This window comes from Microbulbifer variabilis (assembly GCF_023716485.1).
Taxonomy (GTDB): Bacteria; Pseudomonadota; Gammaproteobacteria; order Pseudomonadales; family Cellvibrionaceae; genus Microbulbifer; species Microbulbifer variabilis_B.
Genome location: NZ_CP092418.1, coordinates 1,980,671 through 2,006,226, shown reverse-complemented (window position 1 = coordinate 2,006,226; position 25,556 = coordinate 1,980,671). Strand labels below are relative to the sequence as shown.

General features: G+C 47.1%; 13 protein-coding genes. 6 read left to right on the top strand and 7 right to left on the bottom strand.

Annotation, left to right across the window (positions count from 1 at the left end; all coding sequences use genetic code 11):
- Positions 1-84 precede the first annotated feature (84 nt).
- Positions 85-765, bottom strand: a complete 681-nt coding sequence (locus MJO52_RS08970; RefSeq protein WP_252085597.1) for a type 1 glutamine amidotransferase domain-containing protein — start codon at positions 763-765, stop codon at positions 85-87.
- A 41-nt stretch (positions 766-806) separates the two neighbouring features.
- Positions 807-1,829: an NADP-dependent oxidoreductase gene (locus tag MJO52_RS08965; RefSeq protein WP_252085986.1), complete on the bottom strand. Its 1,023-nt coding sequence runs from the start codon at positions 1,827-1,829 to the stop codon at positions 807-809.
- 257 nt (positions 1,830-2,086) lie between these two features.
- Between MJO52_RS08965 and metH the strand changes: the two genes are divergently transcribed.
- Together metH and MJO52_RS08955 are read left to right on the top strand one after the other, a co-directional pair.
- Complete coding sequence (metH, locus tag MJO52_RS08960) at positions 2,087-5,782, top strand: methionine synthase (RefSeq protein WP_252085596.1); 3,696 nt, start codon at positions 2,087-2,089, stop codon at positions 5,780-5,782.
- Positions 5,783-5,792: 10 nt separating this feature from the next.
- The gene (locus MJO52_RS08955; RefSeq protein ID WP_252085595.1) at positions 5,793-6,014 is read left to right on the top strand and encodes a DUF2970 domain-containing protein; all 222 of its coding nucleotides are present in this window, start codon (positions 5,793-5,795) and stop codon (positions 6,012-6,014) included.
- A gap of 978 nt (positions 6,015-6,992) precedes the next feature.
- Here MJO52_RS08955 and MJO52_RS08950 read toward each other — a convergent pair.
- From MJO52_RS08950 to MJO52_RS08930, 5 genes are all read right to left on the bottom strand, one after another.
- Complete coding sequence (locus tag MJO52_RS08950) at positions 6,993-7,418, bottom strand: hypothetical protein (RefSeq protein ID WP_252085594.1); 426 nt, start codon at positions 7,416-7,418, stop codon at positions 6,993-6,995.
- A complete protein-coding gene (locus MJO52_RS08945; protein ID WP_252085593.1) occupies positions 7,411-16,443 on the bottom strand; it encodes an RHS repeat-associated core domain-containing protein in 9,033 nt (3,010 codons plus the stop codon). Before MJO52_RS08945 ends, MJO52_RS08950 begins: the two co-directional genes overlap by 8 nt.
- A gap of 690 nt (positions 16,444-17,133) precedes the next feature.
- Positions 17,134-17,634, bottom strand: a complete 501-nt coding sequence (locus tag MJO52_RS08940) for a hypothetical protein (RefSeq protein ID WP_252085592.1) — start codon at positions 17,632-17,634, stop codon at positions 17,134-17,136.
- Between the two features lie 316 nt (positions 17,635-17,950).
- Positions 17,951-18,190: a hypothetical protein gene (locus MJO52_RS08935; protein ID WP_252085591.1), complete on the bottom strand. Its 240-nt coding sequence runs from the start codon at positions 18,188-18,190 to the stop codon at positions 17,951-17,953.
- A 347-nt stretch (positions 18,191-18,537) separates the two neighbouring features.
- On the bottom strand, positions 18,538-18,783 hold the full coding sequence (locus MJO52_RS08930; RefSeq protein WP_252085590.1) for a hypothetical protein: 246 nt from the start codon (positions 18,781-18,783) through the stop codon (positions 18,538-18,540).
- 876 nt (positions 18,784-19,659) lie between these two features.
- Between MJO52_RS08930 and MJO52_RS08925 the strand changes: the two genes are divergently transcribed.
- From MJO52_RS08925 to MJO52_RS08910, 4 genes are all read left to right on the top strand, one after another.
- Entirely contained in the window at positions 19,660-19,920 is a 261-nt protein-coding gene (locus MJO52_RS08925; protein WP_353505482.1) for an SDR family oxidoreductase, read from the top strand.
- Positions 19,921-20,688: 768 nt separating this feature from the next.
- On the top strand, positions 20,689-21,651 hold the full coding sequence (locus MJO52_RS08920; RefSeq protein ID WP_252085588.1) for an alpha/beta hydrolase family protein: 963 nt from the start codon (positions 20,689-20,691) through the stop codon (positions 21,649-21,651).
- A gap of 1,576 nt (positions 21,652-23,227) precedes the next feature.
- On the top strand, positions 23,228-24,889 hold the full coding sequence (locus MJO52_RS08915) for a nitrite/sulfite reductase (RefSeq protein WP_252085587.1): 1,662 nt from the start codon (positions 23,228-23,230) through the stop codon (positions 24,887-24,889).
- Positions 24,873-25,421, top strand: a complete 549-nt coding sequence (locus tag MJO52_RS08910; protein WP_252085586.1) for a DUF934 domain-containing protein — start codon at positions 24,873-24,875, stop codon at positions 25,419-25,421. Before MJO52_RS08915 ends, MJO52_RS08910 begins: the two co-directional genes overlap by 17 nt.
- The last annotated feature ends 135 nt before the right edge of the window (positions 25,422-25,556 follow it).

Sequence of the window (25,556 nt, the reverse complement as noted above, 5' to 3'; positions counted from 1 at the left end):
GTATTTTACTCTCAGAAACGCCCAAGTGAAACCGGTGTGTTTTTCGTGAGGGTAACGGCCGCGAGCAGCCCCCCGAAAAATGGCTCAAACAGGGATCATTCCCATCAGGGTTTGTGCCACATCCTCCGAAGAAGCGGGGTTCTGACCGGTGACCAGCTTGCCATCCACGACCACATAGGGTGCCCAATCGTCTTCGCTGGAGTAGTTACCTCCGCGATCTTTAAGCATACCCTCCACCAGAAAGGGCACAACATCCACCAATCCCACCGCCTCCTCCTCGGAGTTACTAAAGCCAGTGACACTCTTGCCGGAAACCAAGGGATGGCCGCCTTTGCGCCGGGTATGGCGAAAAATGGCCGGTGCATGACACACAGCACCAACCGGCTTATCAGCCCCATAGAACGCCTCAATCAGGGAAATGGAATCCTTATCCTCTGCCAGATCCCAAAGGGGGCCGTGACCACCGGGGTAAAAAACAGCATCGAAATCCGCCTCCTGCACATTGGCAAGCTTGCCCGTATTGGCAAGCGCTTGCTGGGCTGCCGGATCCTGACGGAAACGCAGGGTGGCATCGGTCTGGAAATCTGGTTCATCACTTTTGGGGTCTAGCGGTGGTTGCCCGCCCTTGGGGGAAACCAGAGTAACTTGCGCCCCGGCATCTTTGAAGACGTAGTAAGGCGCGGCAAATTCCTCCAGCCAAAAACCAGTCTTCTTACCGGTATTGCCCAGCTTATCGTGTGAAGTCAAAACCATTAAAATTTTCATCGGCGACCTCCCTGGTGCCTGTTATTGATTCAGTTCTGCAATTAATCGTCGGTACCCAAGCGCACCACGACTTTGCCAAAATTCTCCCCCTGTAATAACCCCATCAGGGCGCGGGGCGCTTTTTCCAACCCCTCAACCAGATCCTCACGGTATTTGATGCGACCCTCGCCAACCCAGTGACTTAAACCAATAATAAAATCGCCGAAGCGCTCATATTGATCAAAAATAATAAATCCTTGGATTTTAAGGCGCTTGGTAAGGATTTCACGCATCAACAAGCTCAGGCGATCCGGACCCTCGGGCAGTGACGTAGCGTTGTAGTGAGCAACCAGCCCACACACGGGAACCCGGGCAAAGTCATTGAGAAGCGGTAAAACCGCATCAAATACATCTCCGCCCACATTTTCGAAATACACATCCACACCGTCTGGACAGGCCTCCTCCAACTGCTCGGGAAACTCCTCTGCTCGGTGGTTGAGACAGATATCAAAGCCCAACTCCTCTACCGCGTAGCGGCATTTTTCTGCTCCACCGGCAATACCAACTACCCGGCATCCCTGAATTTTACCAATCTGCCCTACAGTGGAGCCCACAGGGCCAGTAGCTGCAGCGACAACCAGAGTATCCCCTGCTTTTGGCTGGCCAATTTCCAGCAGCCCGTAATAGGCGGTAATACCCGGCATACCCAAAACACCGAGTGCATAGGAGGGATGGCTGGGATTTTTACCAAGATTCACCAACCCTTCACCATCTGAGATTGCATAATCCTGCCATCCGCAATATCCCAGCACCCAGTCTCCCTCTTCGAAATCATCCAGGTGTGACACAAGCACCCGACTTACTGTGCCACCCACCATAACGCCCCCCAGGGGTACCGGCTCTGCGTACGATTTGGCATCACTCATACGGCCGCGCATATAGGGGTCCAGGGAAAGAAAAACCGTTCGTAACAACACCTCACCCCGAGCAGGTTCGGGCACCCCCAACTCCTCAATACTAAAATTGTCTTCGCTCGGTGCCCCTTCGGGCCGGGAAGCCAATACAACCCGGCGGTTCTTATCCATTGATTGCACGATGTGCCTCCTTCACTGAGCCAGACTTTCACTTGGCACAACCTTTTGTACCATTGGCGAGCCAGGCCCTCTCCTGAGCTTTTATGTCTGCTGAAGGCCAAACTATAGATATAAATTGCACGCCGTTAGCAAAAAATTACCGGTTATTGTGTCGTGGTATTTTTTGTCCATCAATTTAGCCCCTGTTGACAAGTATCCGTGTGCTAAGATTGATGCCTTTCCCGCCATAGACAATTAAGGATTGGTCAATGTCTGCGCTTTCCCGCAATCAACGCCTGGAGCAACTCAAAGCCGCGCTCGCTCAGCGCATCCTGATTCTCGACGGCGCTATGGGAACCATGATTCAGCGGGAAAAATTACAGGAAGAAGATTACCGCGGCGCCCGCTTTGCTGACTTCCATAAGGATCTGAAAGGTAATAACGACCTTTTAAGCATTACTCGCCCCTACCTGATCGAACAAATCCACCGGCAATACCTGGAAGCTGGCGCCGACATTATCGAGACCAATACTTTTAATGCGACTGAGCTGTCCCAGTCTGATTACGACATGGAACATCTTGTAGTAGAGCTGAACCGAACCTCTGCAGAAGTGGCCCGGCGCGCGGCGGATGCCCTCTCCACCCCAGAGCGCCCCCGCTGGGTGGCCGGGGTAATTGGCCCTACCTCTCGCACCGCCAGTATTTCCCCAGATGTCAACGACCCGGGTGCGCGCAATGTGACTTTCAATGAGCTGGTACACAATTATGTGGAAGCCGGCCGCGCCCTAATAGAGGGCGGCAGTGACCTGATCCTGATTGAAACCATCTTCGACACGCTCAATGCCAAGGCGGCCATTTACGCCATGCAGAAGCTGTTTGAGGAGCTGGGCTTCGAGTTGCCGATTATGATCTCCGGCACCATTACTGACGCCTCCGGCCGCACCCTCTCCGGCCAGACTACCGAGGCGTTTTACTATTCCATCGCCCACGCCAAACCCATCTCCGTTGGCCTTAACTGTGCCCTCGGCGCCACTGAGTTGCGCCCCTATGTGGAGGCCCTATCTGGTGCCTGTGTCACTTATGTTTCCGCGCACCCCAATGCCGGCCTGCCCAATGAGTTTGGCGAATACGACGAAACCCCGGAGCAAACCGCGGCGATCGTGGCGGAATTTGCCCGCAGTGGTTTTATCAATATTCTCGGCGGTTGCTGCGGCACCACTCCAGAACACATCCGCGCCATTGCAGAGGCGGTATCCGATATCCCTCCGCGCCAGTTGCCCGAGATCAAACCGGCTCTACGCCTTTCCGGTTTGGAGCCTTTTGTGGCCGACGAAAGCGCCCTCTTCGTCAATGTGGGCGAGCGCTGTAATGTGACTGGCTCCGCCCGTTTCAAGCGACTGATTCTGGAAGAGGATTACGATACTGCCCTGCAGGTCGCCGCCGCACAGGTGGAAGATGGCGCGCAGGTGATTGATTTCAATATGGATGAGGCGATGCTCGATGCACACGCCGCCATGCGCCGTTTTCTCAACCTGGCAGCCACCGAGCCCGACATCGCTAAGGTGCCCTTTATGGTGGACTCCTCCAAATGGGAGGTGATCGAGGCCGGGCTGCAGTGTATTCAGGGTAAACCCATCGTGAACTCCATCAGCCTTAAGGAAGGCAAAGAGGAGTTTATTGAGAAGGCGCAACTGTGCCTGCGCTATGGTGCCGCCGTAGTGGTGATGGCCTTTGATGAGCAGGGTCAGGCGGATACCTTTGAGCGCAAAATCGAAATCTGTAAGCGCAGTTATGAGGTATTGGTAGAAGAAGTCGGTTTCGATCCCACCGATATTATTTTCGATCCTAATATTTTCGCTGTCGCCACTGGTATTGAAGAGCACAACAACTACGCGGTGGACTTTATTGAGGCCTGCCGTTGGATTCGTGAGAATCTACCGGGTGCTCAGATCAGTGGGGGCGTCTCCAACGTTTCTTTCTCCTTCCGCGGCAACAACCCAGTGCGCGAAGCGATCCACTCTGTATTCCTATTCCACGCCATCAAAGCCGGCCTGAATATGGGTATCGTCAACGCCGGTCAGCTGGCAGTTTATGACGAGCTGCCTGAAGAACTGCGGGAAAAGGTGGAAGACGTCATCCTCAATCGCAATGACGAAGCCACCGAAGCCCTGTTGGATATCGCCCCCAAATATATGGGTGAAGGCGGCGGCACTGCGCGCAAGGAAGACCTCAGCTGGCGTGAGCTGCCGGTCAAAGAACGTCTGGCGCACTCCTTAGTAAAAGGCATCAACAACTATATCGAGGCAGACACCGAAGAGGCCCGCGCCAATAGCAGCCGCCCCCTGGATGTGATCGAAGGTCCGCTGATGGACGGTATGAATATCGTTGGCGACCTGTTTGGCGAGGGCAAGATGTTCCTGCCCCAGGTGGTGAAATCGGCACGGGTGATGAAGCAGGCCGTCGCCTATTTACAACCGTTTATCGAAGCGGAAAAAACCGAGGACAGCCGGCCCAACGGCCGTATCCTTATGGCCACGGTAAAAGGCGATGTGCACGATATCGGCAAGAATATCGTCGGGGTGGTGCTGGCCTGTAACAATTACGAGGTAATCGACCTCGGCGTGATGGTAGCCGCAGAAACTATTCTGCAAACCGCCCGGGAAAAGAATTGTGACATTATCGGCCTGTCCGGTTTAATCACCCCCTCCCTTGATGAGATGGTGCATGTCGCCGCAGAAATGGAACGCCAGAAGTTCGATATTCCTCTGCTGATTGGCGGTGCCACCACTTCCAAGGCCCACACCGCAGTAAAGATTGATCCCCAATTCAATCGCAATCAGGTGGTGTATGTGGCCGATGCCTCGCGCGCTGTGGGGGTGGCCAGCAGCTTGATTTCCGATGAACTGCGCCCCGCCTTTGTTGAAAAGGTCCGCGCGGAATATGAAAAGGTGCGCACCCGCACCGCGAATAGAAAGCGCAACGACACCCGGCTGACCTATGCGGAAGCCCGCGATAACGCCCCTGAATTCGACTGGCAAAATTACCAACCCGTAAAACCCAAAAAATTGGGAATTACCGTTATCGAAGATTTTCCCCTGGAAAACCTCCTCGATACGCTTGATTGGACACCCTTCTTTTTATCCTGGGATCTGGCGGGCAAGTATCCGGCTATCCTCAAGGATGAAGTGGTCGGCGAGGCTGCCAGCGATCTCTACCACAATGCCCAGCGCCTGCTGAAAGAGATGATTGCCAAAAAGCAGCTGCGCGCCCGCGCCGTGTTCGGTTTGTGGCCCGCCAATAGCGTCGGCGACGATATCATTGTGTACAAAGATGAAGCGCGCAATGATGAACTGGCGCGTTTACATCATATTCGCCAACAGGTACAAAAGATGGGCGGCGATGGTCTGTGCCGTTCACTGGCAGACTTTGTCGCGCCTCTGGATTCCGGCTATATCGATTATGTCGGCGGCTTCGCAGTTACCACTGGCATCGGCGCCGACGAACTGGCACAGAGCTACGAAGCCAAGCACGATGACTATAACGCAATTATGGTGAAGGCCCTGGCGGACCGACTGGCAGAATCTTTTGCTGAAACCCTGCACCGCCAAGTACGCAAGGAATACTGGGGCTATGCGGCAGATGAAGAGTTGAGCAATGAGCAGCTAATCAAAGAAGCCTATCAGGGTATCCGCCCGGCGCCCGGCTATCCCGCCTGCCCGGACCACTCAGAAAAGGCGACTTTGTTCAGTTTATTGAACGCCGAAGAAAATGCCGGGGTCAGCCTGACCGAGCATTTCGCCATGATGCCAGCGGCCGCAGTCAGCGGCTGGTACTTCGCCCACCCGCAGGCCAAATACTTTAATGTCGGTAAAATCGGTCGGGACCAGCTGCAAAGCCTGGCCAAGCGCAAAGGAATTAGTGAACAGGAACTGGAGCGCTGGCTGCGCCCAAATCTCGAAGAATGAGGATCCCCCCATGCAGGAAAATAATAAGAAACGAGCAAGGAAGCCCGGACTAGGCCAGATTGTACTAAGCACTTTGGCAGGGGCCATTGGAGTTCAGAGCAACAAGAACCGAGAGAAGGACTTTCAAAGCGGCAGCATGATGCACTTTGTTGTCGCCGGAATTGTCTTCACCATTTTGTTTGTCTTAACCCTGATACTGATCGTAAAGACCGTACTGGGCAATATGGGCTAAAGCTCTCTCCCACTAGAATTCTCTCAGCTAAAGCGGGCAGCTCGCCCGCTTGATCACTCAAATTTCTGCATAAATAGATTTCAACCCTAGCAGATAGCCCTATGGAAGGTATTGCTGTGGGTTATAAAGAGGGATTTACGGAGAAGTACCCGGTACGGCTTGGCTCCGGGTCGGGACATCAAATGGTTCAGCGGGTAGCAACCCAGAAAATACAGGTTGCAACAAAGATAGCGACCAGAGCTACAGCGGCGATGGCATCTGCGAAATTGTCTTCTTCCGGGGTAACAGCTACTTCTTCCTTCATCGAATTTCTCCGATTACACATTATTGTTATTCAAAGTAGGTGAGCCGCAGGCAGCGGCATATCAAGTAGAGCAAATTGAGTCTGCAGTTGCAAGGTGGGCCGGGGCTGGATTGTAGATCCGTCCATTTATAGGGACAAGGTCTGTCTTACCCAGCATTTAATGACCGATATTAATGCAATTGCAATTTGGGTTATTACAGGCTCCCACGCTGAGGGCGCTAACTATATTCGCCAACGCACCGGCAATTTCCATACTAAACCGAAAATCATCTAAATCGGAAATGCTGCGTATACCCTATTTGGAAATCCATATCAGACCTCCAATATATATCAATATATATCAATATATCACTCAGATTAACTTGGCTCATCCAGGGGGTACATCTAAAATCTGAACCAAAATACTCTTAGCTACCAGCACTGATTTTTAGACAACATTTCCGATTAGCCCTTTGGTGGCAAGCTAGATGCCGGCATGAGCAAAACAACCTCCTCATATATAATCTTGGCATCAGATTCAAGCAAATTCGAACACAGATAAAAGAGCCCTCTCAGACTAACCTGAAAGGGCTCTAAAAGAACAGCTCAGGAAATTGGTTAAAACCAGAATTCAACTTTACTACGAATCAATCTTATCTGACCCGCCCTTATTAACATATAGCCCTTATACATAGTTAAAGTAAAGATTGAAAACCTTCGATCTTAAACTGCTTTGCATGGCCATCTTCAGCTCCATAAACAACCACCATGAAAACTTGCTTTAAACTATTCTTTTTTACTCTAAAACCCGAAATATACTGGGATTTATCACTACCAGAAATATACCCTTCGATAGGCACCCTCAAAACCTCAATATCTCCAACCCCCTGACCAACATATATACGATTTAATTTACCTACACCATCTATCCGCATAGGAAAAAAAGATTCAACCCAAAGATATGAACCCGCCATATCAGCAGGAGTAGTGCGAAACAAACAGCCAATTTTATGGCAAGTCGACAACTCCAAATTTTCATATTTACTTTCCCGATCTATCACTTGCCCTTCGCAAGAAAAAGAAATCGAGATCACCCAGAGAAAAATTGCAAGTTTAGTCATTCGCAAGTTCATTCAACATATCTCCCAACCCAAGCTGACCGCTAAAATGATTGAACTTATGATAATTAAAATCTGTCACAACAAAGGGTTCATATCTTACACCTGTTTGATTCAACGAAATCCTCACATCATTTTGCCCATAAAGTACTAAGGACGGATTTACTCCCTTTCTTTCAATTTGGAACTTTGTAACCATTGCTCTCAAGAAATGAACCTCAATCTCTGCCTCAGAGGAACAAGAACTGATTCCACAGGCAAAAACCCCTAACTTAGTATTTTCTCCATCTGATAAAGGCCCAATACTTCCATCCGGCTCAACATGAAGTGAATCTTCTAAAAATGTAGCATTACAAACTGCCATCCAACTACAAGACTTAGGTATTTCTCCATCCACCATCAAAGATTTTTCTAATTTTACCTTCCAAAACCTGTGGTTATCACGGCTAAACTCCCCATTGAAGGCCTGCTGAATAGCTCCAGTTACAGCTCCATTCACAAATTTACCACCCGTTGTATTAGAAATTGTTCCACCGACAACAGCCATTGCTGATACTCGCAAAGGACTAAAGCCCTCTCCCGGTATCATGGACACCCCAAGCTTGGCGATTCCATTAAAGCCCGCACTGAGGAAGCCATGAGCAAACTTCCCTCCTCCAAGGGTCGCACCAACACCACCCATTAATGCATGAGAAGTAATGTTTGCTGCAGTATGACCTATAGAGCGCCCAGCTTGAAATGCCTGACCAATTCCCATGGAGGCAACAGAGGTAAAGGCTCCGACAAACGCCCCCCTTGCTCCACCATTAAGACCACCTGCAATCGCACCACCAATTGCAGCCCAACCAACTGCAGATGCCATTGCACTGTTAGCTGCAGTTAAATACATAAATGCATTGGCTGTCATTCCCTGAGCTGCAGAGGCAGCTGCAGCCGCAGTTAATCCCTGAGCAGTATTCAGTGCTGCTAGGGCTTGGCCACCGGTATAGATTGCGATCACAACTGCGACCACCGGCTTTACTACAGAGTCTCTCCACTTATTCCAGGAACTATACCCAGAAGGATCCGTATAAGTCAGCGGATTATTGTGCACATAGGCATAACGATTGTAGCCTTGGACAGAAGTAATACCATCAATGATCGGATCCGCTGTTAAGAAGCGTGACAGGTTGGGATCGTACACCCGACCATTCATATGAATAAGGCCCACCTCATCCATCATTTCATGACCTGTGTAACCACGGTTACTACTTAAATGATTAAAAGCACCAACGTTTAAAGTCTTAACCGTATTCGAGGGGCCAGAACCGATACGCTCCCAGTTCAACGGGTTGCGGCGTTTGCCCCAGGCATCAAAGCTGTATAGCAACTTGTTACCTGCAGCATCTTCTGCAACCTGCCCCTTACTATCAGTAATGACATCCAGGGAGCCCTGTAGGTCTTTGTGTAAATACTGAGTGCTAGTACCGGCAATTTCATCCGATGCATTTAGTTGTACTCGCTCAACAGCGACCCCCGCAATATTGCGGCGATAGAAGCTCTTTATATGGGCACCGGAAGTACTGCGCTCAATCACTTTCTCGACGCTGCCGATCTGCAAGGTAGTCACAGTACCTTTGCCATTGTCGTCCACACGCTTGAAGCGACTACGGTCGGGACCATAATAAAGGCGGGTTTTATGACTATCTTTGGTGAGTAAACTTGGCTTATCAAATACCGTATATTCCCTTATGCGGTTATTTGAACCTCGCACCATGTTGCCATTTTCATCGTATTCATAACTAAGGCTTCCAGCTTTTGTCACAGCATGAGGTCGAGCACTATCGTAACTATAATTTCCAACCCCACTTTTAAATCTGATGTTTCCGGCATCGTTGTAACGCACTTCCTGCACGCTAGCTTCGCTACCGCCACTATAGAGCCGTGCATAGCGCAGGCGGTTCAGGCCATCGTACTCAAAACTTTCCTGTAGATCCTTGCTGTAACTACCATCTCCACTGAGATCGGTTTTAGACAAAAGGTTGCCGATAGCATTCCAGTCGTAATGCAGATTCTGCACTTGACCTACCCCAGGATTAATATCTGTGAGGATACTGGTGAGGCGATAGTGCTGTGGGTGATACTCATAAGTGGTTGTGAGGCCATTACCCAACAATACTTCTTCTACCTGTCCGCGCAGGTTCATGCGCTTCACACGGTAGTAGTAACCCTGCCCGGCAGGAGCCTTCACATCCCGCACACCCACCTTATACCCATAGCTGTTATAAACAGTTTCCATGCCATATAGGTAATTTTGTTGGCGAGCTACCTGCTGATTACTGGCGTCAAAGCTACGCTTGACACGGCTGTATTTGTCATAGGTGACCTTCTCATAAAAATCTCCTTCGCCATCAAGTACACCCAGCACCGTCGTAGTTTCACCCAGGCGACCGTAGATATCGTAGTGCATTAACTTAAGGAAGCTAATGTCCTCCATATTTGTATTACAGCTACCGTTAATAACTACGGAAGCTTGTGCCACGGCCACCAGTTTACCATCGAATCGGTATTTGGAATTACAACCAGGATCCTGGTCGTAGTACCAACGGCTAAAGTTCTGTAGCTTGCCTGTTTGGCTACTGGAATTGAAACTAGTGTAATCGGCTCGAGTCACCATACGGCCAAGGGCATCATAGGTCATGGTGGTACCCTGCCCCTTGGCATCCTTCTGCCAAGCCAACTCGCCAAAACCGTTATAGCCGTAGGTCCATGTGCCCTTATCCGGATCTACCAAGCGTTTCTTACGACCCAGATTATCGTATTCAATACTGGTTACTGAAGTTTCGCCGCCTCCGCTATTCAATACACGAACATGTCGGAGGTTGCCATCAGCAAAATATTCATACTTAAGTTTTCCTCCGATGTTATCAGTGACTTGGGCCAGCTCACCGAGCACATTTTTCTGGGTAACCTTAGTTTGCTGTGCACAATTTTTAGTAGTTTCTCTCAGACCATTGTAGGTAATGGTGCTATCACATTGGCCACTGGGTGCATCCACTTTGGTGGTGCGTCCTAGAATATCGTAGGAGTAAGAGGTCCAACGCGGAGAGCTACCGCTTTTATAGGGATCGGAAATCTTTTTAACACGGGACTGCACATCGTACTGGGTATCTACAAATACAGATTTACCATGAAAGTCCTGAGTTTGTTTGCGGATCTCCCGGCCCAGACGATCGTGGTACATTACCGTTTTTGTTTTATCGATACCGGTAGTAGTCACCTTAAAATGCGCCGGTATACCAGCGACCGTAGGGCAGCCACCGCTGTCAGCGCAGAATGTACTCAGGGTCGTGCTATGACTACCTGTCTCATGATGCTCAAAGTAGCGAGTACCAAATTGAGAGTAGGCATAAGTGGTGGCCACCCCACTAATATCAAATACTTTACTTGGTTGGCCAAAGGCATCCATTCCCAAATACTGCTCTACCGTTTGACTAAGCGCATTAGTCTTACTGGTCGGAAAGCGCCCATAGCTGTCATAACCCGTATGACTAGTACGGCTTTGACCAAGCGCATCGGTCACAGTAGCTGCAATACGATTACCAAAGCGATCGTGTTCGTAACGGGTGTGCAATTCTTCTACGCTACCTTTGGCTACCCATTCATCAGTTAAAAGGCCGGTCTGGCCGTCATAACCAAAATGTACAGTGCGCTTGATCTGTGGTGCAGCCAAGCTACCTTGCCTCTGAGTAGTGACGCTACTCTCACTCAGTCGCGCCAAATGCCAACGGCTGCTGCTAACCACATTATTATATTTGTTACTTGTGGTTTTGCTCTGAACAAGGTTATTTGAAGCATCATAATTTTTAACCACCACAGAGCTGACATTGCCATACTTGATATCAACATCAGCCGTGTAATTAGTGGTAGTCACCACCTTGCCCAGATAATGTCCATCCAAGCTATAGGACTTATCCTGCGCTTGGCTGATATAGGGCATTACGGTTTTACCGGATACCGGCTCAACCGATTTAAGCGTATTAATAGAACAGCTAATCAGCTTAAGGCTGGATTCACTACAGGAAGCCGGAGTTTTGATATTGCTGGCATTGGGCTCTATTACCTTAGCCGTTTGTGAAGGCATCCCTATGTAAGGGTAGTCTTGGCGATACCGGGTTGTTATCTTCACCTTGTTTTGAGGGTCATAAGTAGTAACCGACTCAAAACCGAGGAAACCGCGCCCACCACTCTGCATACGCGCACCTGCATAGTGGTAATGAGCCTCTACAGTATTGTTATTGTCATTCGCCGCCGGCGCATCAGAAATCACTTTCTTCACCACGTACATCGGTGAATACAAGTCAAAAACGGGTGAACCGCGCCCATAATTTAGCTTGAAGGAGCCCTTCTTGCGATTATAAATATTAGCACTGTCGTCATTTAGGCGTGCATATTGAATTTCTGTTCTAACGCCGAAACCATTCTCAACAGATTCAAGAATATCAACTGGTTTATTACCATGCTTAGGTTTGAGGATACGCACATACTTATCTGTAAAACCAGAACCACTAAAGAACCCTGAGCGGGTGCGCATATCATCACAGTGGTTTTCTTTTTCATCACGGTTAGCGCATTTTTCAACGATTTCAGGGCGACCATCCCCAGTCACATCCATAATATAGTGACTGTGGTCACTCTTATCTACGCCAAGTATTAACCCAGTCTTGACTCCTGTACCAAAGCCATTTGATTTATTGGGGAGCACATATAAATACTGGTATTCGTTATTTATTTTATCGTTAGCGTTCGGGTAAAGAATGTCGACCAGGCCATCCATATCCCAGTCATATAACTGAATATTGTCATCTACGATGGCTGGTAGAGCTTTTGCGGTTATAAATTTAACCCCATTAAAGTGATAAACACTCCAGGCACTTTTATTGCTGCCCCTAAAGAGTAAATCAGGTAAGCCATCACCATTGAGATCACTCACCATGTGCTCAGTGGACCCACCACTATTAAATATTTGCCTTGAAAAAACAGTAGAATGCCCACCATTAACATTGGACATCAACACAACAAAATGATAATCGGTCCTTGAAGTAATATCATTATAACAATCGATAGATGGCTCGGTACAACGCCAGTTAGTTGACACAATCGCAGTTAAGTCTGCAATTCCGTCACCATTGAAATCAGCCACGATATCTTTATCGCGCACATTCACATTAGTTCGATTTATATATAAGCCAGTTCTTCCCCCAGGCGGGGTAGAACTGGGAAGAGACAAACTTCTTACTACTTCACTATTTTTGAATGATAACTTGCCCGAGCTGCTGCGCTGCAGCTCCCTGATTTTAAGGTTAGGTGATTGACTCCTGAAATGATCAGCGTTACCCCCAGTAAAATAGATATAGTCGGGCAAACCATCTGCATTAAAATCATGCATTTTACCCAACTGACCTTTTTGGAAAGTAATTGCTGTAGGAGTATCAGTTACACTAAACCCAGATCCATTAGAGTAATTGACTTCCCAATATGTAGAACTGTCGGAAATTGGCGCATGCAGTAAATCATCTTTACCATCGTTGTTGTAGTCTAAGAGGTGCCATTCCTCACGCTCATTGGAACGAATTCGCATTTGCCCAGGCTGAATGGCAAGCGACCCTTGCTTCGTGCCTAAAGCAACTCGAATATAGCGTTTTCCATGACTACCGTCGTAGCGAATAAATACAAAGTCTGTAAGTCCATCACCATTTACATCGCCATATTTACCACCTTCAAACCCAGAGTGAAAAATATTGGGATTCGCAAGCCCTTTAACTAGACCAGCACCATCAGACTTTGAATAGGTAAATACCGTTGGTTTACGACAATTACTCTTTACACATTCCTCTACTTCTTCGAGCAATAATCGACCTGTCCCACTCTTTTTATAGGAAAACTTATAGCGCCGTATTTCCTCGGACTCTGCCGTAGAGATGATTGAGGTCAATCGTCTCGTCGAAGCGGACTTTTGTCCAAAACGATAGCCATAGCGTTTATCTGAACGATTAGTATCGTAGTTAAACTCTATTCGGTTAACGAGAATATCATTACTTCCACCCGAATAATCAATGTACTCAATGAGGTGTTCGCCAACATTACTATCTTTAAGATAGGAGTATTCAATTCGATTGCCGACACTGTCTGCTTGCTTGTTGATATACCAGGCATTGGTACTCTGAGAATCATCTGTTAGGCCATAGTAAGAAATGGACCCATCCTTACGATAGACCTCAAAGCCTTTTTTACTACCGACGCCAGTCGATACCACCTTGACCCTGACAAAAGAATCCAGGGATGTTCTATATTGAGTGCCAATACCACCGTATTGGCCAGATGAGACTAACTTTAGGCGCAGGCCATCGAGACAGAATCTATCAAACTGGCTGCCATTCACTCCATCTTCTTCAAAAGATTTTCGACAAGCGGTTATTGCTGAGAGCCCACTAATGCCCCAACCAACACCCAGTGGACCATGCCCCCCAGAACTACTATAGCTAACACTAACGCTAGGCACACTACTGCCCGATGAGGGACCAACTGGAATCGGTAGGCTATAGGTGGCCGCACCAGACTCACTGACACGAAACTCTCCAGGCACAATACCTACACGATCTGAGGCCAATACTGCGGGATCAGTATTCGCTAGGGCAGTAGCCTTGTGTGGTGGTGTATCTACGGAAACAGGAGGAGATGAAAGCTCTACCTGCACAACTTCTGTTACTGCTGTAGCAGAGCAACTAGAAAAACTGGAAACCTGATTACAGGCACGGATTTTATAAGCAAAGAATCCACCATCAAGACTAAAAGACTTAGACAGATTATCCAGGTTTGTATGTTTGATTACTGTAGAGTTATTCCAAGAAACAGTTCCATCCACGGAAGTGGCTGTACCTGAAAAAATTTCATAACGAACCAAGTTGCCACTGCTACTTCCCCAATTCAGGTCAACACTTCCCGTTCGGGAGAAAAGCGGAGATAAATTTAAACTATTAGGCTTACCCGGTTTTTTAGCCACAATAACAGACTTAGAGTTACCCGTTCCCGAACACCCCCTCAAGTTACAAGCTACAAGATGATATTTATAAACACCATCATTCCGCTTCAATTGTGTACCTGTAACCTTGGATGGAGAAGTGGAACTAGTAGAAACAGTTTTTAAAAATTTACCTCCTTCATAAATTTTGTACTGATATACAAACTCATTGGAGCGATCACTCCAATTCAAACTTATACTGCCGTTAGAGCTATTGGCTATAGAGTCCAAAACGGGGGCAGACGGAAGAGGCTGATTCCAAACAGTAATGCCTACTGTAGCGCTCCAACTAACGCTGCAACCTGAAGAGTTACAGTTTTTACTACGGAACTCCCAGCTTCCATCTGTTAAACCTGTAGCAGTAAAATCTACTGCTCCAGCTGTGCTGTAAGAGCTATCAGAGGGCCAAACAGTGCCTTTTTTTCGCTTCTGCCAACGTACGGAGCTGATCGGCCCAGTACTATGGGATTTTAAACTGGCATTACCATTGTAAGATTTATTATTTTTTATCGAGAGAGTAGCCTTATTGGGAACAATGACTACCGTAGCTGAAACTGATGCATAACCGGCAAAATCAGGCTCCGGGCAGTTAGGAAAGCTACCTAATAAACACGTTTGGCATGAATATCGATAGCTGTAGGTCCCACTAGCACTCAAAGTCTCAGAGAATATTGCCCCAGAACTGAATTTAGCACTGCTAACTTTGACATTATCTCGCTTTAACTCACAGCGCTCGGCCCTTGGCCAATCAGTGTTAAAAACTAAAGTTACCTTTCCAGACTTGGATACTGATTGCAATGCAATGTTGGGCAACTTTAGATTAATTGTCTTTTTGCTTGTCCATCCACTACAGGACTCAACCTTATTATATGTTTTACATGCCCTCACACGATAGGAATAACTACCGTTTTTTGTTTTAGTGAATGTTTTACTTAATCCTGTTTGGCTCCAGCTCCCTGTAGCATCACCCGTCTGTTCAACTTTATACCTAGAGGCGCCAGATACCGAGTCCCAGCTGATCTTGTAAACCCCGTTAGAATCATTACCGGGAACAACAAGATTCTTAGGAACACCTGGAGCCCGGGAAACAGTGACATTTGATGAAGTTTTATACGAGCTTGTCAAACTCCCTTGAATCACGGCAACCCTATAGCTATAGATACCGGTTCCCCTACCTGTCAGCGTCTTTTTAGTGAGATTTCCCTTATATACTTCGACCCATGAGCCACTGTTTTTCTTCTCTTGCAGTATATATTTTGACGCACCAGAACCCGCATTCCATGAGATTGCAACACTCCCATTTGTACTTTTAGAGGGGACAGTAACCGAGGTCGGTGTTCTAGCAACGGTTATTGCCTGAGAGTACACATAGCTGCTACACGCAGTAAAGCATGCTTGCACTCTATATTCATATTTACCCGTTGATCGACCAGCCAATGTCTTTGAAAGCCCCCCACCGGAGTAAATATCACTCCAGGCTCCTCCGTTCTTTCGCTCCCACAATATGTACTTACCTGGAGTTTTTGATGCTTTACCCCAACTAACCTTAAACCCGCCAGTTTTGCTAGTTTTAGGTAAAGTAACAGCGCCTGGTCCAGCAATACTTACCTTGACCGTATGGCTACCTCTTTTAAAGAAAAAACCCGGTTCATAGCAGTGCCCATTGCGACCCCATTGTAGACATTCATTCCCAGCCCACAAATCAAAACGATAAGTTCCAGTCCCTAAGTTATAAGTCTTTGTTCCTCCGCTAGGACTTACGCTATAGGTTCGATAGAGCGAACCACTCTTATAAATTCTAAACTCAGCCTTTGAGGCAGGAGAAATCTTAGAGTAAGTAAGCTTGACAGTTCCCGTGGAACTATTGGTTGTTCCGGATATGACTCCAGCCAAGGCAAGACCAGAGAAAGAAAAGTAAAAAAATACAAATGTAAAAATGCTAAAAATAGCCTTCCAATCCCTGGACACACTGAACTCCGATGTAATTAACTACGAGGCTTCCACCTCAAAAACAGGTCGCGGAGTCTATCGTATAAGCTTTCCAAAGGGAAATTATGCGCCTTACTAAAATGCACAAACTGTCTTTATACTCCAATTGAAACCATCGTTCAGATTTAGAAACTCTATTTAGCCACCAAAAATCCTCACAAAAACCAACCAAAAAACACCCGAGAATAAAATACCTTGATCCACATCAATTAAATTTCAGATCAAACAAATCAAGCTTACACAGAAAATAAATTTCCACTCTAAAAGTGCGTGATTAGCCCCTACACTAAAGCCTTTACCGGCATAAGTCCCATCCAACCAACATTTAGGCGGAATAGTTAAACCAAAAAAAACGACATCAATAAACACCTAAAAATGCAAAGGGCAAGGCTTACAAAAATACAACCCATATTAAAAGTGCAACTTCAAGATATCAGCTGAGCGACCCTTACACTCATGGCCACAAACTATTACAACTTCATCTGCAAAAACTCACAAAACGACCAATATCATCTATAAATTGCACACCTGTACAATACTTACATTACTCTTAGAAATATTCACAATACAGCCCCCAAGAGAACCTCTCTCTTGAAGGCCACATTGTCTATTTCATAATTTTCAACAGCAGAACTTCATTACTTAAGACTGTAATTCACTTAACTATAATTAGAGTGCGACCCTGATATCTTTCGGCGGATGACAATGAAATACTACATAGGTGGTATCCGGAGTGTAGTAACATGTAACATCATAGTGATAACCATCGTCTTGCTCATTTTTTTGTACAGAGGGGAACATCTTCTTATTTTCTTGAAGTGTCTGTCCTTTTAACCACTGATTAACAAAGTAATCTTTTACTATCACTGCAGCAGTCTCTGCACGCGCCTTGTAAAAGGTACTCAGCACTTTATCTGCACTAGGGTTATCCTTATAATAAATCTGGCTTCCATCGGTATTTCTTTGTTGTATATCGTTTTTACTGCAATATCCATGCACTATTTTATCGTGCTTAGACTGATAACCGAGCTCAAGATATACCGATACATTCATCGTCAAAATAGAACGGCTACCATTTTCATGGGGCTTTGGATTTTGATAGTGCAAATCAAAATCACCAACAGAATGAACAGCGGCTCCCATCTCCTCTATATCTTTTGGTAATGACATAACATTTCCTTTTATGAAGTTAATTTAAGTTTTCGCTTCAATCCAAATTACACAGCCATACTTCTTATGTGCAATTATTACTCAAATAAAAATGAGCGATCTCAATATGGGAGATAAGGGAGTTGTTATACAGAGTGAAGCTGTTCATCTTCATAAGCACGGAAATTAAATCTTTTCAATTTCCTAATCAGGGTATTCTGGTACCCGTTTGGGCCATCAATTCTTTAAACTAGTTTGTTACCAGCAGTATCTTTGTCAACATGCCTGAACGATCGGTGATGAGATTCAAGGAGCCTTAGAGATCTTTGCGCTCATTCTATGTACTGGCGGCTTCATCGGATGCATTCAGCTCGATACACTTGATAGCAATCCCTGTGATATTACGGCGATAAAAGCTCTTGATAGTGGCACCGGAGGTGCTGCACTCTGTCGCTTTCGCTACCCTGTCGATCTGCAGGGTGGTTACAGCACCTTTGCTATTGTCGTCGACACGCCTGGAGCGGCTGCGGTCTGGCCCGAAAGTAAGGTGTGTATCGTGGCCGCTCTTAGTCACCAAGCTAGAATTATGTAGTCCAGCGTACGGCTGCCCGAGTCGCCACACATGTTGCCGTTGGTATCGTACTGAGAGATGATATTGCGGCTTTGGTTACCGCATGGATGGGGACGTGAGGCATTATATTCATGGCCACCAACGCCAGTTTTATAGGTGATATTGCCGTCATCATTGTAGCGAATCTTCTTGGTGGTAGCTTGACCGCCGACCTGATAGGGGTGCGCCTAACGCTGCGATTGAGGCCCCCGCACTTCAAAATGTTCTTTCAGGTCCTTACGATTGCTACCATCACCATTGAGGCCAGTTTTAGAGAGCAGGTTGCCGATGGCATTCTAGTCGTAATGCAAATTCTACACTTGACCCACACCGGGGTTGAACTCCGCGAGACATACTGCAGAGGCAGTAATCTTGTGGATTGTAGTAGTGAGATCATTGGCAAGCAGGACTTCTTCCACCCGGCCACACAGGTTCATGCACTTAACCCGATAATAGTAACCACTGCCTGCGGGGGCGGTTACACCGAGCACACCCACTTTATAACCGAGTACGTTGCAGGCTGTTACTACACCGCGCAAGTAGCCCTCACCATTGGCCACTTACTTGCCCTTAAACTCGATACATTTACAAGCGGGTACATATTGAAGAACCAACGGCTAAAATTCCGAAGAATGCTCAGTTGGCTATAGGAATTGAAGCCTATGTAATCGAAACGAATCATTATGTGACCGAAGGCATCTCTGGTTGTGTACGAGAGTATCGCAGGAGTAATTCGTCCAGCGAGGGGAGCCACTACTGATACCCGCCCCTCCCTGAGAGTCATTAATACCGAAACTACTGAGCACTCTGAGCGCCGAGGTACTACCACTGAATGAAGAGCTCACCTACAGAGGAATAGTATAGATCTCCAAGCCGGATTCGCTCACGCAAAACTCCCTGGGTAAGATGCCAATATAATTGGAAACTAACACATGGGTGACGATAGCCTTACAGTTCGACACCTTCACAATGACCGGTGGCGGAACTTCATCAACCATAACAATACCCATAGCAATCGTATTTAGCAGCTACTGCAACTCTATACATGGTTACTGGCACGGACCTGAAAGGTAAAGAAGCCTTTTTACCGAACGAAAGTGTTTTGCTCAAACGCTTGGAATCTGTGTGCTTACTTAGAGCAGTTATACTCCAACTTACCCACCCTTCTGCCGAAGATACAGTACCGAAAACTATTTCAAAATGCACTGCTGTACCACTAGCACTTCGCAAGTGAGATCAACTTCACCGGTGCGCAAGCAATTTTTCTATAGATTGAGAGATTTTGGTGCATCTTTTAGTGATGCACAAATAAATCTGTTCGCGATAGAACGAATGTATTGCAAGTTTTATCCCCTACTAATAAGATTTACAAGAAGTAAAATATAAAACCTATTAAAAAGGAAATTACCTTTCCGAAACATAGACCTCAGTTATAAATTAAATGGTGCAACTCTATTCACTCTGGGGCAATTCTGACCCCCATGTGGGATGCAATGCTAGGGCAAGGCAGTGAGCGTGAAACAGCAATAGAAGGGATTTCTAAAGAAATACCTCTTGGGGTTATGGGAGAGCCAAAGGATGCTGCATACGCAGCCCTTTATCTGGCCTCAGAAGAATCTAAATATATAACTGGCACTGATTTGAATATCGATGATGGCATTTTAGCTGGCAGTACAGCAACTCCAAACAAGGAGTAAAAAAATATAAAACACAACTTCCTATTAGGGAGCATATAACGATGAAGCAACATTTGTTTATTTTCAAGGAGAGCCTGCGCAGACCCTGCCCTTCCTTGCCGTTCAGAAAAACTATAAACATTTATATCAAACTAGCATTTTGACATACGCCTTAACTATACCAACACTATCACATGTGGCCTTTAGTGATTTTTTTTGGAAGGGATGGTGTTCGCCATATTTATATGAAAGTGAGATAAAGAAAGGGCTTTCACTTGAAGCCATACATGTACAACAGATAGCGCCACACGAGCAGATAAAATTAAATCTTACTCGAGAATCGAACTCTAAGAGTCCAGCGATCATAAAGATATTAGAGAAATTTGGCTGGCTGTTAATATTTAAATCCAGCAAACAATTACAGCTTAAGCCAGAAATGCTTACGGTGTAAACTCACTCGCCAGGCTTATTATGGAAATTGAAATATCAATAGAACATATCAAAGAGCAAATTAATCTTCCCCCAGACAACTTTAGGATGCTCACTAAAACTTAAAAAATTACAAGCGCCAACCTTATTATCATGGAAATATAACGTAAATTTAGCCACTAGGATTTTCCTAAATATACCTTATTAGAATTAATAAACCATAAAGCATGATGGATCAATTTTAACTTGAACATACATACCACCAAGGTGCAATCAATTAAACTACCGCATCAATACGTCAAGAAAGACTCCTTACAGGATCTAAGAGCATTCTTTTTGAATAAGTTACTGAGGCGCAATATGAAAACTATCCTTAAATTATTTTTTATAATCTTTCTTGCCGGTGCCGCTAAGGCCAACAGCATTGATGAGCATAGAGTTAAAAGAGCTGATGGCACCAATATATCCTATTATCAAATTCAGCAATCACCTAGCAAGCCAAGTGAAACTTTACTACTGATACTTCAAGGCTCAGACTGTAATAGTGTTTTAAAAATAGAATCAATATTTACCGATTATAAAAACATATGGCCAGAAGCTGATCTCCTTCTAATTGAAAAGTACGGCATCGACAGCAAATTAAGCTACAGCCTAGAGGATGAGCGAGCTGACTGCCCTGATCAGTACATCCAAAATGATAACCCTGAACAGCGTGTATCTGACATTCAAGATGTTTTAGATGCTGTCAGAAAAGATTATAAATATCAAAATTATATAATACTTGGAGGAAGCGAGGGCGCAGTAATAGCCAACTTAGCTACAGCAAGGATTGATTATATTGATGCAACCATCTCTTTTAACGGAGGAGGCCGCAAGTTTATTGACGACCTCATACACAGTATTACATCAAATCACCCAGTTAGTGAAGATCCAGAAATGAGTATTAAAGAAGTTAAAAATTTTGCAGCTCAGATTCTTAACAGTGAAGAATTTGACTTTGAAGCAAGCCAACATAGCTATAACTGGTGGCATCAATCACTCGCAATTGATCAACAAGAAGTTCTTATGAGCGTCGACATACCTTTGCTAATTATTCAAGGTGGGAGAGATTTATCTGTTTCTCCTCAAATGGTTGATAAAATGATGCTAACCCTTGAAGATCTTGGAAAAGATAATATTGAATACCGAAAATACAAAGAACTTGACCACGGACTAAAGGATATCAACGGGAGAAACATGCGCAAAGAGGTGGTTAAAGATATTAATCTGTGGCTAAAGTCCAAACTTAAAACTTCTAACAAATCTCAGATACCGGCCAATTAAAATACTAGAAACCACTTCATGGCTTCTTGATCTCAAACAATAAGTACAATTGGTAAGGGAGACTCAGGTGATTGATTCGCCCCTCCCAACCTAGAGAAAAGAACTAATAAGCTACCACCAATTGAGCGAAAACGAACGGTACCAGCTTTACAGATTGCGGACACCCTTAGGAAACAATTGCTAAGCTACTAGGGAAACATCTCTCGATGACTAATCGAGAACTATAACGCAATACTGATTTTCGGGGAAAAATCACCCATGGCAAGCTTACAAAGTAAAAAGAATAATTAATGGTGTATGGCAACAAATAAACAGCCTTACCCGGAAAGAGTGAAGCCCTCAAAACTTTACGTGCCCCAGAAGAAAATCTTGAGCATACCGCCCTACGCATGCCATATTTATGTTTATATAAGGGCTGTGAAAAATAATTTTTCCGCAAAACTCCGCAGCGCAAATAGCTCTTAGCTTTTTCAGGATTCATAAAGTGAAAAAATTCTACAGAAAAAACTAGCATGAAAGATTTATCAGGCTGGACTTACAACAATAACAAGCCGATCACATCTCTCCCCTTTACGTGGTTAGCGGGAATGGCTATTAAAATGAAGGTACGAATAACACGTACAAATATAATAGCATTAAAGGGAATAATTTGCGGCACGTTATAGAGGGGCAAGGATGAGAGGATTCGGGTGGAGCATCCATCTTTTCTTTCAGGCTAAATTCCGGAGGAAACCTCAATGCTGGCCGGGAAACCTTCTGGAGCCTAGACGGGGCTTTTTCTAACGCCGGTGAGCCTGCGGAGACCACGCCTAACCGGAATCAGTGCCAACCAAAACTGAATTCTTTCCCCCTTGTCTTCACCAAATGTTATTCAAATGTGATCTGAACCTGGCAAGTGAATTGAGAGCATTAACGGGGCGCCAATAATGAAGAACTAACCCCATTTCTTTGCCACCTTGCAAGAATTCCATTATCGGAGCCGAAGCTACACCCACAATCTACGCTCTTTATAAGCTCAGTACAGCTGCATCAACCTCAAATCGAGCCTCTTGGTGTCAGCGATATCTGGATTCATCCTCGCTGAGAATACACGAGGGGACTCCTAGGAATGTAATCCTGCGAGAGCCGCTATAGCCACCCGGCCAATAAGATCAGACTTACAGCAATCCAGAATCGACATACTTGAGCATCTCCCCCAGAGATTCTTAAACCAGCAACCTCCATAACAAGCTCATGACCATTATCGAAGACCGTAAAGGTGAGCATCAATGTTGCCCTCTCCATTGGTGCTCCTTGGCTTCACACGAGTTACCCAAGCTACCCCTCAGAAAAGCGTTGTCGCTATACTCCACAGGTACAACCACAATCAAATATGATCAACGGGGACAGAAGACGCTTACTTTCCGGTTCTCCTAAGCCAGTGGTACCCCTCTTATAACTGTTGGTTACAGACATAGCGGAAAATATTGTTATTTATTGCATAAGCGTACTGGTATGTTAGGCGCCAGCGGAGAACCATCCGGGGCTTGCCCCTCTCTCCACCATCCGCGCACAAAGGCAATGGAATCAAGCTGTTATGTATCGATACGACGACCGGGATCGCGCCATCATCAATGATCGCGTTGCCCAGTTCCGCGGCCAGACGGAACGTTACCTCGCCGGCGAGTTGAGTGAGGAACAATTCCTGCCACTGCGCCTGCAAAATGGCCTCTATATTCAGCGACTGGCCCCCATGTTGCGCATCGCCGTGCCCTACGGCCTGCTCAACAGCAACCAGCTGCGCCGTCTCGCCCGCGTCAGCCGAGACTACGATAAAGGGTACGCGCACTTCACCACGCGCCAGAACCTGCAGTACAACTGGCCCCAGCTGGAAGATGTCCCAGCTATTCTGGCCGAATTGGCTGAAGTGGAGATGCACGCTGTACAGACCAGCGGTAACTGTATCCGCAACACCACTTCTGACCCATATGCGGGCATCGCTCTCGACGAGATTGTCGACCCCCGCCCCTACTGCGAGCTAATCCGCCAATGGTCCACCTTCCACCCGGAATTCGCTTTCCTGCCGCGCAAGTTCAAAATCGCGGTTAGCGGTTCCGAGCAGGACCGCGCTGCGATTCGTGTACACGATATCGGTGTGCAGATTGTGAGGCGCGGCGAAGAGATTGGCTTCCAGGTGCTTGTCGGCGGCGGTCAGGGCCGCACGCCGGTTATCGCCGAAACCATCCGCGATTTCCTGCCGGAGGAAGATCTGCTCTCCTATCTGGAGGCGATTGTACGGGTATACAACCAGCTGGGCCGTCGCGATAACAAATACAAGGCGCGCATCAAGATTCTGGTGAAAGCCCTAGGCCCCGAAGAATTTGGCCGCCGCGTGGAAGAAGAGTGGCAGCACATTAAAGACGGGGTAGAGAAATTGACCCCAGAAGCTCTGCAGTGGGCCAAGTCCTTCTTTACCGAGCCTGACTATAAGAGCTTTGATGGTGCAGCCAGCGAGGCGGCCCTGCAGCAGCAGGCTGATAGCGACAAGGCTTTTGCGCGCTGGCTGGACCGCAATGCTTACCCTCACCGAGTACCGGGTTACCGCGCTATCAAGCTCTCCACCAAGCCAACGGGTGTGCCCCCTGGTGATGTCACCGACCGCCAGCTTGAGGCCATCGCCGATCTGGCCGATGCTTACAGTTTCGGCGAAGCCCGTGCCACCCACGACCAAAACGTAGTATTGGCCGATGTGGAACAGGGCCAACTGTACGAGCTGTGGCAACAGGCGCGCAAACACGGCTTTGCCACACCCAATATTGGCACTCTCACCGATATGATCTGCTGCCCCGGCGGCGACTACTGCTCCCTGGCCAACGCCAAGTCGATCCCTGTCGCCGAAGCCATTCAGCGCCAATTCGACGATATGGATTACCTCTACGACCTGGGCGATCTGAATCTAAACATTTCCGGCTGTATGAATGCCTGTGGTCACCACCATGTGGGCCATATCGGCATCCTCGGTGTGGACAAGAAAGGCGAGGAGTTCTACCAGATACAACTGGGAGGCAGTGCTTCCAACGAAGCCAGTCTGGGCAAGGTGCTGGGCCCCAGCTTCTCTCGCGCAGAAGTTACCGGGGTGATCGGCAAGATCCTCGATCTCTACATCGAACAGCGCCAGACAGAAGAGCCCTTTATCGATACCTATAACCGCATCGGCCTGCAGCCCTTCAAGGAGAGAGTCTATGCCAAAGCCAGTTAAGCTGGGCCCACAGCCGGGCAACCCCTCCGAGCTAATTCTCAATGGTGAGGTCAGCGCCAATGATTGGCAGCTACTACCGCAACTGGAGGAAGAGGAAACCATTGATCCAAATACCCTACCCTCCGGCAAGCTAATCCTACCGCTGCGCCAGTGGTTAGCCCATCGGGAGGCCCTGGCAGAACGCAGTGCAGAAGTGGGGGTCTGGATAGACAGTGACGAAGGTGCTGAGCTTATCGGCAACGAGGCGAATAATTTTCCGTTGATCGCAGTTAACTTCCCGGCATTTGCCGATGGCCGTGGCTTTACCGCCGGGCGTATGCTGCGCGAGCGCTTTGGCTTTAAAGGAGAGCTGCGTGCGGTGGGTGGCTTTATGCGCGACCAGCTCACTTACCTGCAGCGCTGTGGCTTTAACGCCTACGCTTTTGAAGGCAACCAATCCCTCACCAGCCTGAGAGAATCCCTACAGGATTTTGGGGACAGCTACCAGTCCGGTGTAGATCAACCTCTGCCAATGTTCCGCAGACGCTTCTAAGGTCGATACTCAACTGAGTGTGCCCCTGTCCACATAGGCAGGGGCACACTGCTTCTACCCCGGCATTGTCCTCTTCTATTTCCCCAATTAAATACCTTGCCTGAACCCCCTCACAAATCTCATATACAGAAAACC